This is a genomic window from Olivibacter sp. EAT-5 (genome assembly GCF_044784325.1).
In the GTDB taxonomy this organism is placed as follows: domain Bacteria; phylum Bacteroidota; class Bacteroidia; order Sphingobacteriales; family Sphingobacteriaceae; genus Olivibacter; species Olivibacter oleidegradans.
The window spans coordinates 2108378-2122921 of record NZ_CP173028.1 but is presented as its reverse complement, the minus strand read 5'-3'; the positions used below and the strand labels follow the sequence as shown (position 1 = coordinate 2122921).

Here is a 14544-nt window from a genome sequence, read left to right as displayed (position 1 = left end):
CAATGCTATTTGCAAAGTTATTGAATTAATTGGTTAAATGCATGTATTAACATTTTTTAACATTGATGCAAGCAATAAGCTTTAAGCCATAGGCGAGCGCCATTCAACACTCGCCTTTTTGAACTTTTACTTTTTATTTTTGAATTTTTACTTTTTACTTTTTAATGCACATTCGACATATCCAGTTTAGCTTTCGCATTTTTCAACATAAGGATAAAAGGCACACAGATTAAGAACATGATACCGATATATAAGAACACGTCCATGTAAGAAAGCACTGAGGCCTGGTTCATAAGCGACCCATCCATCGCTTTCAGCGCGGCAGCTTTAGCTTGGTTGGGTGCCATACCATGTTGCATAAAATTACTTACCATCCCTTGATATCGCTGTTGAAACAAGGGATTGTTCGGGTTGATATGCTCAATTAAATTATTACGATGTAGGGCATTTTGCCGGGTCATAAAGGTAGTAATCAAAGCGATACCGAAGGAACCACCTAACTGCCGCATCATCCCGGTGAAGGCTGCTCCTTGACCGATCTGCGCCCCTTTTAAGGTGGAAAGTGATAGGGTACTTACCGGAATGAATAGCATACTCATGGCTAAACCGCGCAGCATCAGCATCCAAAAGAAATTGCCCTCCCCTGTATCCGGCGTTATAATACGAAAACCCCAAAAACAGAACATAAAGAAGAGAAACATTCCCATAGCGGCCAGGTATTTTTGTTTCACCCCCCGCTGCAGGACCTGTCCGATGATCGGCATCATAAAGGCCGTGACCAATGAAGACGGCACCATCAAAAGACCCGCCTGATAAGCCGTCCAACCGAGGTTGTTTTGTGTATAAAGCGGAATAATGAATGTTGATCCGTACAAACCAAACCCCATAATAAAGGAAAGGATCGTGCCCACCCGTAAATTGGCATCTTTCAGTACGCGCAACTCGACAATCGGGTTTTTGACCGTGAGTTCGCGCCAGATAAATAAATAAACACAAGCCGCGCAAAGAATGGTAAAGGCCAAAATCATACTGTTATTGAACCAATCTTCTTCTTGTCCGCGTTCCAATACAAACTGCAACGATCCGACGGCCCCGGCCAGAAATACAATCCCCCACCAGTCAATTTCCCGCGCCGACCGCTTCTCGCCGTACTTAGGACTTTTAACGAACTTAAGTGTCAGCATGGTTGCAATTACACCAATTGGAATATTGATATAAAAGATGTAAGGCCAGCTATAATTTTCAACGATATACCCACCGAGCGGAGGTCCCAGCGTAGGTCCGACGATGACTCCCAAACCATACAAAGCCTGAGCCATGCTTCTCTTTTCAATCGGGTACACTTCCGTGATAATGGTTTGAGAGGTTACCAACAGGGCACCACCCCCTACCCCTTGTAGAAACCGGAATAAAATCAATTCCCACATGGCGGTTGAATTACCACACAGAAAAGAACATATGGTGAAAAGAATAACCGAGGCGGCGAAATAATTGCGCCGACCGAATTGTTGAGAAAGGAAACTCGTTAGCGGCACTACGATGACGTTACCAATGGCATAAGCCGTAATGACCCAACCAATCTCGCTCAGCGTAGCGCCCATATTACCGCGCATCTCATTGAGCGCAACATTGATGATGGTGGTATCCACAATCTCCAAGAGCGCACATAAAATAGCTGTTATGGTAATAATTGCCCGCCGCCAACCATATTCAACTAAAGAATTTTGTTCCATATATTATAAGGTTTTAGCTATTAGGCATTAGGAATTAGCAGTCTAAAGGCTAAACACTAACAGCTACTATCTAACATTACAAGCTTTTAGCTGTTAGACATTGGAAATTAGCAATCTAAAAGCTAAATACTAACAGCTACTCCCTAATTAAGATGCACATCTACCAATACGTTCATTCCGGTACGGATTTTTTGAATCAATTCAGGACTTTGTCCCTCGTTAAAATCGATCCTCACCGGAATGCGCTGTACTACTTTCACAAAGTTACCGGAAGCGTTGTCGGGCGGTAACAAAGATTGAGCGGCACCGGTTGCCGGGGAGAAAGAAGCAACCACGCCTTCTAAGGTAGAGTCAGGATAAGCATCCACTTTAATAGACACTTTTTGTCCCGTTTTCATTTTAGTGAGTTGTGTCTCTTTAAAGTTCGCGATTACCCATTTTTCGGTAGTTGGAACAATGTTGAAAAGCGATTGCCCGGCTCCTAAAAATTGTCCCGGTTGCAAGTTCACTTTACCTACCTGACCGTCAATTGAAGCCGTAATCACGGTATAAGAAACATTTAATTTAGCTGCTTCCACTTCTGCTTCCCGTTGCTTAATGGTTGCCTCCGCTACCGATGCCTGTCCGGCACTAACGGATTTCTGCGTACCAACTGCAGCGGCTTGTCTTGCGGCCGATTGTTTCTGTGTTTGTAAGACATCGAGCTGTCTTTGTGCCAACTGTTTGGTGGCTAAAGCCTCTTCATACTGTTGTTGCGTAATGCTATGATCCTTAATCAGATTCTCGTAACGCTTAAAATCATTTTCTGCCCGCCAAAGATTAACTTTTGCTGATTCAATCTGCGCTTCTACCGTGTTCACATTCACCTGAGAAGTACTGATATTGGCTTGGGCCACTTGAATACCCGCACCTGCTACATGGGCATTGCTCCGTGCGCTAGCCAATGAAGCCTCAGCCTGAGCTAAACTAACCTGATAATCCCGATCATCCAGGATCACCAAGGTATCTCCTTTATGCACCATTTGGTTATCGCTTACGCGGACCTCCTTGATATAACCGGATACGCGCGGAATAACCGGACTGATCGTCGACACGATCTGTGCATCATCTGTTTCTTCGTGTTTCTGAGCGTGTAAATATTTAATTACACCATATGTTCCTCCCACTAGGATGAGCAGAACGAAAACAATCGCAAAACCCTTATTTCCGGATTTTTTTTCCGGTTCTTTTGCCGTAGTTTGATTATTGGTTTCCATATTTTATTGCTAATACCTTTAAATCTCTTATTTGTTTATTCCCCTACGCTTACACCAGCGCTTTCATACAATTTATTATAAGCTACTACCGCATCGGCCTTTGCATATTCATAATCAATGCCTGCCTGTAAACGAGCCACATCGGCGTCCAACAAGTCGGTGGTAGTGGCTAGGCTGTTATCATATTTATTTTTAGTAATGCGATAATTCTCATTGGCCTGTTCCACGGCCTTTTCATATACTTGAATTTTTTTCAGGCTTTGCGTATAATCCTGATATGCTTTATGTATATCGATCCGTATCCCATCTTTCAATTGTTCCTGATTCCATGCCAATTGTTCCTCCTGCGCTTTAGCCTGTTTAACTTTTGCTCCTGCTTTGTAAAGCGAAGCTAAATTATAACTCAAACCTACCCCGGCATTTAGGGCGTTGGTAACGGTTAGTGCGTGTGGAACATTGATACCGACATATCCCGCCGAAACCGCAAAAGACGGGTAGTACGATCCTTTTGCTACTTTCACATTCGCATGTGCAGCATCTTGTCGGCTCGAGAGCGCCTTGAAATCGGCGCGATTGTCCAAAGCCAGGCTTTCCCAGTCGGCTAGCGACTTGACTTGAGGTTTAACAGAAAGACCGGTGGTGTCTAAAACCAACCTGGTGCTTTCATCTAACCCCAGCATTAAATCAAAATTAAAATTTGTTATCTTCTCATTGTTCTCGGCATTCAGCAGCGCCAATTCCAAATTGCTTTCCTGAAGTTGAACTTTTAAGAGGTCATTTCTAGCCACCAGACCGTTCGCCTCCATATTAGCGAAATCTTTTACGCGCTGCTTTGAAGTATTCAGGTTTTCTGTCACCAGTTTTACCGCTGCTTGTGCTTTATATAAATTATAATACGCAGCAATGGTATTTTGTATCACCTCTTGTTTGTTCCGTTCGACATCCAGTTCAGCTGCTTTTTCCAAATATTTAGCCGAAGCAATGCCATTAGTAATTTTACCACCGGCGAAAATCGGCAAGCTAGCGGTAGCCATCCCAAACATAGCTTGGCTAACATTCGGCATTTCGCTACCCGAACCTTCCCCTGATTCTTCCGATCCGGATCCCTGTAACTTAAAATCCACATTCGGTTTATTAACCCGCATGTATTGTCCGGAAATATCAATATCGGGCAGGCGGTTATCCTTCGCTTCTTGCAAAGAAGCTAAGGCCTGTTTAACCTTACTACCGCTCACTTTCAATTCTTTACTGTTTTCCAAGCTTAAATCAATCGCTTGTTGTAAAGTGAGCGTTCTTTGTTCCTGTGCTAACACCGTATTGCCTGCTATAACCAGCAAGCAACACCCTACTAAAAGTTTATTCACTTTATTTATTATATTATCCATTTTTGCTCTTATCTTTTAATTCCGGTTGGGTCAGGTAAGCAATGAACATTTGCTTGAGATGATTCCGCAGTATTTTGATTTTTTCCTGTTGAAAATTCTCGGCTTCCGAGCCTTCCAGCTTGGCATTTTGTGCTTCGTAGCGACAATTGGCTAGCATCTGATTCACACTTCCAATCAATACGGAGGATAAAAAGAACACGTTTACATCCTTACGAAAAACACCAAGCCGCTGTCCCGCCTTTACAGCTCGCTCCATGAGCTTCCGGTTTTTGGTTTTCATCTCAAAAATCATATCAAACAGCGGTCCTTCCTGTAAAATACTGGCTTCGCGGGTCATAAGTCGATTAAATCGTTGCCTACTGTAGAGCGTGTCAATAAATACATCGATTATCTGTTCGACTTTTTCAAAGGCTGTACTGTCCTTTTCATACAGAATACTCTCTAATTTGCCCGTAATAAACGTAAAGTGCTTTTTAAAAAGGGCTTCCAGCAATTTTTCTTTCGATCCGAAGTAGTAGGACACCATTGCTACATTGACTTCCGCGGCCTGTGCAATATCGCGGATGGAGGTCTTATCATATCCCTTCTCTGAAAATAAACGAAGGGCGGTGTCCATAATCAAAAGCTGCTTCTCACTGTATTCAGTCATCACTTAATGAATTAATGGGCGCAAAGTTAAACAAACGTTTAATTCAAACAAGCGTTTAACTCATTTGATAACATTAACGTAACACAGATTTGAAATAATTTTTTGAAAATCAACAACTTATGAATTGTCTTTTTTTTGTAAAACGATTTCTGTTGTTGAGTGACGGAATTAATGATGAATAACCGAACAAAGTGTGTTCATGAACACTTAAAAAACAGATAGTGAATAACTAGCTAATGGGATAATTATTCATTAGTGTTAACTTCAAAGGGTATTATTCATAGTCGATTACTTTTTTATTGGCATTCATGAGCTCATTGCACTCGGTTCATGAGCTTCCCTAGGGTCGGTTAGCCAATGTAAGCAGAAAACCATTGCCAATCGCTGCTAAATAAGCCTTCCTTTAATCACTAAAGTGCGCGCTAATTTGTCGTGGGCACACTGTTGCTTACGATCCATAAAGCCAATTAAATAACTCACGCCTAAAGTCAGCAAGCCTGTAATTTTGGCCATATTTCTCCAAAGCGCTCTTCCAAAGCCGATGGGATTGCCTTTCGTGTCGGTTACTTTAATTTGCAACAGCAATTTTCCAGGTGAAGCGTTTTTAGCGGAGCCCTCACCGATCACACATATAATGAATTTGAATAAAGGAACTGTCAATAGGCCGAAAAGGAGGTAAGTCCATTGCTCCTGTTTATGCTCGGCTTTGATCACAATCGCCAGGGCGAAACAACAGTAAATGAGAAAAGCGAAAAAATAGTCGATGGCCGCAGCTAGTAGCCTAACATCTAAGGTAGCATAGTATTGAGGCAGCGCCCGTTCGTATGCTATGCCCAATTTTGCACTGAGATCCGGAATTTCCCTCAGTTCTTTGTAATCATCCCAACCGTCTTCCTTGATAAAGTCTGTACCCACTAATCCCATCGTCCTTAGTTCCGATAAACTAAGTGGTCCAAATGGTTTGCCATTTTTTACTATGTAGTATGATGTCAAATTAAAAATTCAAAATTAAAAATTCAAAAAGCCTCGCTCCCGGAAGATGGCCCGCCTCCAGCAGGGATGACCTGTCTCCCGGAGGGATGATAAAAAACATCCTACCTTACACCAATCTCATCCAACAGCTCATACCTAAAATCTAAAACGTTATGCGCTAAACCGCTAACGCCTAAAACCTAATACCTTAATACCTTATGCCTAAGCCCTAAAGCTCATGCCCTAAACCCTGCACCTCCACTAATATCTTTTTACCGAAAATGAACTAAGCCCACCCTTTAAATCAATTAAATATTTATTTCCTGCCTGTTCAAAGCCTTCCGTTATATAAGACCCATCGTTCTGTTTAATAAATCCGGGAAATTCCTTAGAAGATAATCCGGACTTCACATCAATCCGGGCAGCGGCTTCCTTGGGAATTTCTATTTCTACGCTTGCTACACCTGACTCTGCGTCAATGATTGACTCGCCAATCGGCATACCCAGTTTTGTCTCAAAAGAAGCAGCGCCTCCTTTGAGCGTAAGGCGTTCAATTTTATATCGGCTTAAGTCGAAATCGACGGCTCCGGCTCCGACATCCACTCTGATAGTCCAAAGCGGGTTGGTATTCAAAGACATCTCAACCTCATTGTTCCCCTCACCATCGATATTCCAGTTCTTTTTCTTTACATCCTTCATTCTAAAGGTCAATTCAGCCACCGAGTCTTTGGTAGTCGTTTGAAGTACATGCCCCGAAAAAACACCACGCGAATGCGCGCTAAACAGTTCCGCGGCCTCCCCATCCATCTTGTATTCAACGGCACCACCTTTGATTTCGAGGTGGGCTTTTCGAATGCTTGGGCTATAGGGGCTCGAAAAATCCGCATTTTTCACCTCCCCGGCGATGTCGTTATCCTCCCGGTCTTTATTATCACCGTCGTCTTCATAGCTTATATGCCCTCCCCATATTCTACTCGGTTTTGATACCTGAAAGCCTATAAAAATCAAAACCGCAATAGTTGCAACCACTGAGATGGCATTGCCTACCCCATGTTTAGGTAACAGCAAGTTAACCCCTAGAATGATCAGAAACACCGGCCAAAAACGCCATAGGCTCGACCAATAAAAAGAGATAACTCCCGTGTTACTTAATAGCCACATGACGCCGATAAAAAGCAGCACCAATCCCCAATTTAATCTTTCTCTATTCATATTCAATATATCTTAACGGTCGACACCAAGGAGCACGACCTATTGCTCCGTTTTATACCACAGCGTTACAGTTTGTTTTATGTACGCAGCTACGAAGGTTGTTCCGATTCCCCCTCTTCCGGTTTTTCCTTATCCTTAGGTTGTGCTATCAGTGGATCTTCCGCTGCCTGACCTTTTCCGAGCTTGAAAGAGCTAAAGATGCTTATCAGTCCACCCACCACAAAAACAAGCGGCCAGTACTTAATAAGCTCTTCCCAGGTAATAAAGTCTAGTTGCAGCAACAAAAAGAAAGTACCAATAAGAAGCAACGCGACGCCTACCGACCTTCGTTCCCTCTGTTTTCGCCGTTCCAAGTGATGGAATACATCCTCTCCTCCTACCGTAAACGTCTTCTCCATGTGCGGCCGGCCGTAGGGTTCCTGAAACCCGGGAAAAACAAAAGGCTTACGAGGTACTACAATCCACATAATCACATAGGCGATCGGACCTATCAGGCCAATCCCCGCGGCACTAAAAAATATGCTGAGTACAAAAATCACCCGTATCCAGGCCTTATCAATACCCAGATATTCCCCCAGGCCAGCACAGACGCCACCAAGCATGCCTTCCTGTTCATTTCTCCTAAGTTCCTTTTCCATGGTTATAAGCTATATGCTGTAATTTTTAGCCATCGGAAATCAGCTTCACTTTAGGCTTGAGCCATAGACGATAAGCTTTAAGCTTGCCCATCATCACATTGGCTAATCATTGGCTCATCGCCACATCACCGCTTCCAACACCCAACTAAATCTCCAAATCGAGCGGCCTGATAACGATTTCATCCACATTAGCTCCTTTGCTCATCTTTAAGCAAGTCACTACGGCATCTGCAATATCCTCCGCTGCTACAAATTTCTCAGAAGGGATATCCACACCCTCCCAAGAAGAAGTATACGTAGAGCCCGGAATAATTTCTGTAACCTTAACCCCATATGTTCCAAGCTCTTGCCTCAATATAGCTGTTAGACCATGTACTGCATACTTTGTTACACTGTATGAAGCAGCTTTTACAAAAGGCGATTTACCGGCTACTGATCCGATATTGAAAACGTGTCCACTCTTTCTTTGACACATTTTCTTACCAAAATAAACAGCCAAATAATGCGTACACAGCACGTTAACCGCCAAGTGATCGGCCAAAGACTCGGGTGATTCCTCCAAAAAGCCCCCCGGTACAAAAAGTCCGACGTTATTCACTAAGACATCCAAGTGAGAAAAAAAAGCATCGGTTTGCAGGGCTAGTGCTTTCACTTGCTGCTGATCCTTACAATCTGCAACTTGATAATAAAAACGTTGATTCGGATACCGGGATTCAAGCGCTGATTGTAAGGTAAGTAAGTCATTTTCTGTTCTGGCAGACAGCAAAATATCAAAGCCTTCTTTTGCCAAAGCACAGGCAATGCTCTTTCCAATTCCTTTGGTGGCACCCGTAATGAGCGCACATTTTTTCATATCGTTATAAATTATTAATGTTGATTGTTCGCTTTAGGCTCTTTGCCCAACAAACAAATATATCAAATTGCTGTTTGTATTTCTGTTTAGCCAGCCGAATCGCTAAATTGCATATGAATGCAATTTTATATAAGTTTGGTGATAATATATTTTCTTGAGACACATATATGTTTTTTACGAGCTTCGGCAAATATCTTTTACTGTTAAAATCAGTTTTTAAAAAACCTGAAAAAGCGAGTATTTACTGGAAAGAGATTATGCATGAGATGAACAGTATCGGCGTAGGCTCTTTGGGCTTGATCGCCATTATTTCTACGTTCATAGGTGCGATTATGACCATGCAGATCGCTTTTCAATTAGTGTCTGATCTTATTCCAAACTCCATCATAGGCCAAATCAACCGCGACTCGAGTATATTGGAATTAAGTCCTACCATCTCTGCGCTCGTTTTGGCAGGAAAAGTAGGTTCGTCCATCTCTTCCCAAATCGGTTCTATGCGTGTTACCGAACAGATTGATGCCTTGGAAATCATGGGAATTAATGCTCCCGGCTACTTAATTTTACCAAAGATCTTAGCGGGCATTACCATGGTACCGGTTCTGGTTATCCTATCTATATTTTTGGCACTGAGTGGTGGCTTGATCGGTGGCGCCCTTTCCGGAGCTGTAACTCCAGCTGATTATATTATGGGTATTACAGGAGACTTCAACGGCTATACCGTGGCGGTAGCCTTGGTAAAGGCATTTGTATTCGGTTTTGTGATTACATCCGTAGCTGCTTATCATGGTTTCTATGTAAAAGGAGGCGCTTTGGAAGTTGGGCAAGCAAGTACGAAAAGTGTCGTCGTCAGCTGTATTATGATCTTGGCTACAGATTATGTAATTACAGCGTTAATGCTCTAAAAAGCGATTAGTTATTACCATTAGCCCTTAGCTAAACGAGCTAATATATAAAAGCTAACGGCTAAAAACCAAAAACAATGATTAACGTTCAGGACATATATAAATCCTTTGGTGACAATGATGTGCTTAGAGGCATATCTGCCAAATTTGAAGCCGGTAAAATCAGTTTAATCATCGGAGGCTCCGGCTCAGGAAAGAGCACCTTGCTCAAGTGCATGGTTGGTTTGCATGAGCCAAACAAAGGAAAAGTGCTTTATCAGGACCAGGACTTTACCCGGATGAATTTTGAAGAGCGTATTCCAATCCGAAAGGAAATTGGCATGCTTTTTCAAAACTCAGCCCTATTCGATTCGATGACAGTAGAGGAGAATATCACTTTTCCTTTACAGATGTTCAGTGACATGAGCAAAAAAGAGCGCATTGAACGCGCTAATTTCTGTTTAGAACGTGTAAATCTGGAAGGGCGGAATAAACTTTATCCTGCAGAACTTTCGGGCGGGATGAAAAAACGGGTTGGGATTGCCCGAGCCATTGCCATGACGCCCAAATACCTTTTTTGCGATGAGCCCAATTCCGGTCTGGATCCACGTACTTCCATTGTCATTGACGAACTAATCCAAGACATTACAGAAGAATACAACACAACAACCGTTGTTGTTACACATGATATGAACTCGGTAATGGGCATCGGTCAATATATATTATTTCTATATCAAGGAGAAAAGAAATGGGAAGGATCGAACAAAGAAATTGCCCATACCGACGTTGAGGAGCTAAACGATTTTGTTTTCGCCAGTCCATTCATGAAAATAGCCAAGGAGAAGTTTTAGTAAAGCTGTAGGCTATATGCATTAGGCCTTAGGAGCGTAAGATTCTAGGCTTATTGCTTTGTAGCTTAGAACTTATCGCTTCCACCTAGCCTATAGCATAAAGCTTAATGCCTCTTATAACCAATAACAAATCATTATCTTTGCCAAAAAATTAACGCTTTGACACAGACATCCAGCATACAGCTTTTGACTCCTCAATATTGGAAAGACTATGAATTGATTGATTCCGGAAATTTTGAAAAATTAGAACGCTTCGGTCAGCTTGTACTGATTCGTCCGGAACCGCAAGCAGTTTGGCCAAAAGCGTTGAATGAAGGAGAATGGAACAAACTTCACCATATCCGTTTCAAAGGCCGTTCGGCTACTACCGGAGACTGGCTCAAGAAGGATGCTAAAATAGCTGATAGATGGCATATCACCTATAAAAATCCTGACGTAGAAATTAAGTTCCGGCTGGGACTTACCTCCTTTAAACACGTAGGCATATTCCCCGAGCAAGCGGTTAATTGGGACTATATCTCATCGACTGTCAAATCCTTTAAAACGCCAAAGCCAAAAGTTTTAAACCTCTTTGCTTACACCGGCGGAGCTTCGTTGATCGCTCGGGCCGCAGGCGCCGATACGACTCATGTTGACTCCATTAAACAAGTGGTTACCTGGGCAAATGAAAACCAGGAACTCTCGGGTTTAGCAGATATACGCTGGGTTGTAGAAGACGCTTTAAAATTTGTTAAGCGCGAACTAAAAAGAGGGAATAAATATAATGGTATTATCCTTGATCCACCAGCTTACGGCCACGGCCCCAAAGGGGAGAAATGGAAATTAGAAGACCACATTACCGAAATGATGTTGGATGTGGTTAAGTTATTAGACCCCAAGGAACATTTTTTAATCCTCAACACATATTCCCTAGGTTTTTCCTCTGTAATCGTGGAAAATCTTATCAAAAGCGCTTTCCCTTCGGTCAAAAATTTAGAGACGGGCGAATTATTCCTTCAAGCCACTGCTGGAAGTAAATTACCTTTAGGCGTATTTGGAAAATTCAGAAGCTAACGTGAAATAGCACAACCTACAGTTGCTTACGATTAATACTTAAGTCGCGGCCCTTTTTTCAGTCCGGATAATATCCCTTTTATTATTGTCGTTACTTTTATTTTGGAAATCAGTAGGACTTTATTCGGACCTTGTTCGGATCTTATTTGGATAAAAGCAAATAAAATCCTAATTTTTTCCGAATTTTAACAAAATAGTTACTAGTTTAGTAATATAAATCGTATATCAACATTTCTAAAGTTGATATCGTATCTAGGAACCTTTAATGATAATCCGTCATGGGAAGAGTAACTAATGGAGCTAACGGCCCAATTTCAGGAAAAGTAGGAAGCGTTGTATTCTGCAAGTGGAAGGGAATCGACTATGTTCGTGGATTACCGCGTATCAACAAAAACCGAAAACCTACCAAATCACAAGCCAAGCAGCGCAGCAAGTTTAGCTTTATGCAAGAAAAGTTGAAGCCCATAGTTCCTCTTGTCCGTTTAGGTTTTATGAACTACGCGACTAATAGAACCGGTCACAATTCAGCCATGTCATATAACTTGAAGGAAGCTGTTTTAGAAACAACCGATGGTTATGAATTGGACTACGAAAAGTTCTGTTTTAGCAAAGGAATACTTCCACCACCCGAAGGTGTTCAGGTAGAGCAGAAGAATAAGAAGCTTTATATTAGTTGGAAAAATACATCCATAGACTCTAAACTGAACCGCAACCGAACCATGCTGCTCTTATATCCGGAAGACAGGTTAACTTTCGCAGAAGCAAAACAATTCGGGAATTGTAGGTTTGAACTGCATGACGAGATCGCACTACCTGCAGGACTTAAAATTGGCACGAAGCTTCACCTTTATTTGTCATTTTTTGCTACGGATGGTAGCAACAATAGTTCAGATAGCGTATACGCGGGCGTTATAGAAATTCAATAATTTTCCTACCTTTACTTTAAGCAGGTTCTTATTCCCTGTCGAATAACATTATTTGGCACGACGGTCCTCTTTTGTTGCTAAAACGGTAACAAGACACTCCTTTGTACGTCTTAATAATCATGGAACACAACGAAATCCCAAAAAAGAATAAATTCATTGTCTGGCTTAAACGGCTTGGTTTCTGGGGTTTTCTTTTCTTTTTACTGAAAGGAATTTTGTGGCTGATATTGGGCTACTGGGTGTTTAAGCAATAGTAAAGCCAGCTATTTTTTAATTTTTAGTTTTTTATGCTTACTATTGCTATGAACAAACCTAATGCATATCATGATTCATTCACACGAAGAGGAAAAAAGTCTAATTCTTCTTATCAAGGATGGGAATGAAGTTGCCTTTCGCCAAATTTATGATCGCTATCGAACAAAAATTGTCAGTTTTGCCTATCGGTTTCTAAAAAATGAAGAAGATGCAGAAGAAGTCATGCAAGAAACCTTCATTCGCTTTTGGCAAGCAAGGGATAGATTGGATCATAGCTTTACCGCAGCACCACTTTTATTTACTATTTCCCGTCGACTTGTATTAAATGAATTGCGAAAAATTGCCCAATCGGAGAAGGCTATTGCGGAGTTATTGGAAAAATCCGACAGACTAGATCATCTTTCGCAGGATATCATGGCTGCAAAAGAAATCGATGAAAAATCTAAAGAAGCGCTGAATCAACTTTCACCACAACAGAAAACAATTTTCTGCCTCAGTAGGTATGAAGGACTAAGCCATGATCAAATTGCCGAACGATTACAAATCTCTCCTCATACGGTTAACAATCATTTGGTAGAAGGCCTGAAAAAAATCCGAAAACATTTGTTACGATACGGCTTAATCCATTTTTTTCTCCTTTTCTATTTTTGATTTAAAAAATTTTCCCGGTAGCCTAGTTATCCTTTAGCTTTCCTGTGTATTGACTTATAAAGAGCTTTGACGAAGCTTCAAAAAGGTCACATATGGATCAAACACGCCTACGCGAATTATTGGAAAAACTAGCGAGTGATCGCATTACGGCAGAGGAGCTACATAGGTTAATGCAGGCTGTTCAGGACGACACCTATACAGAGGAGCTTGACCAGGCATTAAGGCGGTTTCAGGACTTACCGATCATCCCCCACTTGGATGACCAAGAACAATCCCTCAAAAGTTATCAGCGGATTATTTCCGATAAGCGATTTTTACAAGCTCGCAAACAAAAACGCCTCTATCTGACTTGGGTTGCGGCTTCACTGGCCTTGATATTAGTCGGTGCGCTACTTTATCAAAGGCTGTCTTCTCCACGGGAACATTTACGGAATGCATTTACCACTACCTGGACAGCCCCATTGGGCGAGCAACGACAAATTGAATTGCCTGACGGTACCTCCGTTTGGCTAAATGCAGGTAGCCGATTAGATATTCCGCGCAACTATAACGATAACGATAGGCGCGTGGTTTTAGCCGGAGAAGCTTATTTTGATGTTCAATCCAACAAACAAAAGCCATTCACTGTGGAAACAGGTTCTCTTATCACTAAAGTATTGGGAACCGCATTCAACATTAACAGCTTCGATGCATCGCATATCGCTGTAACAGTCCGGCAAGGGAAAATAGCCGTTCAGCATGAGGCTGAAACTGTATCCTTGTTAACTGCAAATCAACAGTTGATTTATAATGTCCATACCAATCATAAGCAAGTACATGATGTAAATGCCACCGCTATAATTGCTTGGATTCATCAGCGATTGCGCTTCGATAACATAAGCATGGCAGATGCAGGAAAGGCCTTGGAAAGATGGAGTAACAAGACCTTCATTTATCGTAATGACGCCATCCGCGGTTGTCATTTTACCGTGTCCTTCCATGAAGGAGAGAATTTGCGGGAAATGTTAAATGTCATTAGTGCACTGAACAACTTTAAATATGAAATAAAAAATGACACCGTGTACCTCGATGGTAATGGCTGTGAATAGCGTTCCGCTTAAACCCTAAAAAAAAATGATGAACAGACGAACATATCCTCCCTAAAAAGGCAGTCACATTGGCGGCAACCAATGTGACTACACATGCAAATAAGGGATTCTTGCGGCAATCCCTCAGTATTAAACCCAATC

The 14544-nt window shown here is 41.9% G+C and carries 14 protein-coding genes; 6 read left to right on the top strand and 8 right to left on the bottom strand.

Annotated features, from left to right (window positions below):
• Positions 1–161: 161 nt before the first annotated feature.
• The 8 genes from ACH11B_RS08680 to ACH11B_RS08645 all read right to left on the bottom strand — a co-directional run bounded on the left by ACH11B_RS08680 (position 162) and on the right by ACH11B_RS08645 (position 8698).
• Positions 162–1733: a DHA2 family efflux MFS transporter permease subunit gene (locus tag ACH11B_RS08680; protein WP_149105172.1), complete on the bottom strand. Its 1572-nt coding sequence runs from the start codon at positions 1731–1733 to the stop codon at positions 162–164.
• Positions 1734–1876: 143 nt separating this feature from the next.
• Complete coding sequence (locus ACH11B_RS08675; RefSeq protein WP_130854426.1) at positions 1877–2989, bottom strand: HlyD family secretion protein; 1113 nt, start codon at positions 2987–2989, stop codon at positions 1877–1879.
• A gap of 35 nt (positions 2990–3024) precedes the next feature.
• A complete protein-coding gene (locus ACH11B_RS08670) occupies positions 3025–4374 on the bottom strand; it encodes a TolC family protein (RefSeq protein WP_377613260.1) in 1350 nt (449 codons plus the stop codon).
• The gene (locus ACH11B_RS08665) at positions 4367–5023 is read right to left on the bottom strand and encodes a TetR/AcrR family transcriptional regulator (protein ID WP_377613259.1); all 657 of its coding nucleotides are present in this window, start codon (positions 5021–5023) and stop codon (positions 4367–4369) included. The genes ACH11B_RS08670 and ACH11B_RS08665 overlap by 8 nt, the downstream gene beginning before the upstream one ends.
• 387 nt (positions 5024–5410) lie before the next feature.
• Positions 5411–6016 (bottom strand): RDD family protein, encoded by a 606-nt coding sequence (locus tag ACH11B_RS08660; RefSeq protein ID WP_377613258.1) that lies wholly within the window; start codon positions 6014–6016, stop codon positions 5411–5413.
• A gap of 240 nt (positions 6017–6256) precedes the next feature.
• Positions 6257–7207: a LiaF transmembrane domain-containing protein gene (locus ACH11B_RS08655; protein ID WP_013664958.1), complete on the bottom strand. Its 951-nt coding sequence runs from the start codon at positions 7205–7207 to the stop codon at positions 6257–6259.
• An 89-nt stretch (positions 7208–7296) separates the two neighbouring features.
• Positions 7297–7845, bottom strand: a complete 549-nt coding sequence (locus tag ACH11B_RS08650; RefSeq protein ID WP_377613257.1) for a PspC domain-containing protein — start codon at positions 7843–7845, stop codon at positions 7297–7299.
• Between the two features lie 145 nt (positions 7846–7990).
• Complete coding sequence (locus tag ACH11B_RS08645) at positions 7991–8698, bottom strand: SDR family oxidoreductase (protein ID WP_013664956.1); 708 nt, start codon at positions 8696–8698, stop codon at positions 7991–7993.
• Positions 8699–8865: 167 nt separating this feature from the next.
• Between ACH11B_RS08645 and ACH11B_RS08640 the strand changes: the two genes are divergently transcribed.
• The 6 genes from ACH11B_RS08640 (at position 8866) to ACH11B_RS08615 (ending at position 14403) form a co-directional block, all read left to right on the top strand.
• Positions 8866–9600: an MlaE family ABC transporter permease gene (locus ACH11B_RS08640; RefSeq protein ID WP_377613256.1), complete on the top strand. Its 735-nt coding sequence runs from the start codon at positions 8866–8868 to the stop codon at positions 9598–9600.
• Between the two features lie 77 nt (positions 9601–9677).
• Positions 9678–10430, top strand: a complete 753-nt coding sequence (locus ACH11B_RS08635) for an ABC transporter ATP-binding protein (protein WP_013664954.1) — start codon at positions 9678–9680, stop codon at positions 10428–10430.
• Between the two features lie 159 nt (positions 10431–10589).
• Positions 10590–11483 carry a class I SAM-dependent methyltransferase gene (locus ACH11B_RS08630; RefSeq protein WP_130854432.1) on the top strand — a complete coding sequence of 298 codons (894 nt, stop codon included), beginning with the start codon at positions 10590–10592 and terminating at the stop codon, positions 11481–11483.
• A gap of 278 nt (positions 11484–11761) precedes the next feature.
• A complete protein-coding gene (locus tag ACH11B_RS08625) occupies positions 11762–12409 on the top strand; it encodes a DUF6266 family protein (protein ID WP_013664952.1) in 648 nt (215 codons plus the stop codon).
• 324 nt (positions 12410–12733) lie between these two features.
• A complete protein-coding gene (locus ACH11B_RS08620; RefSeq protein WP_013664951.1) occupies positions 12734–13315 on the top strand; it encodes an RNA polymerase sigma factor in 582 nt (193 codons plus the stop codon).
• A gap of 92 nt (positions 13316–13407) precedes the next feature.
• Entirely contained in the window at positions 13408–14403 is a 996-nt protein-coding gene (locus tag ACH11B_RS08615; RefSeq protein WP_377613255.1) for a FecR family protein, read from the top strand.
• The last annotated feature ends 141 nt before the right edge of the window (positions 14404–14544 follow it).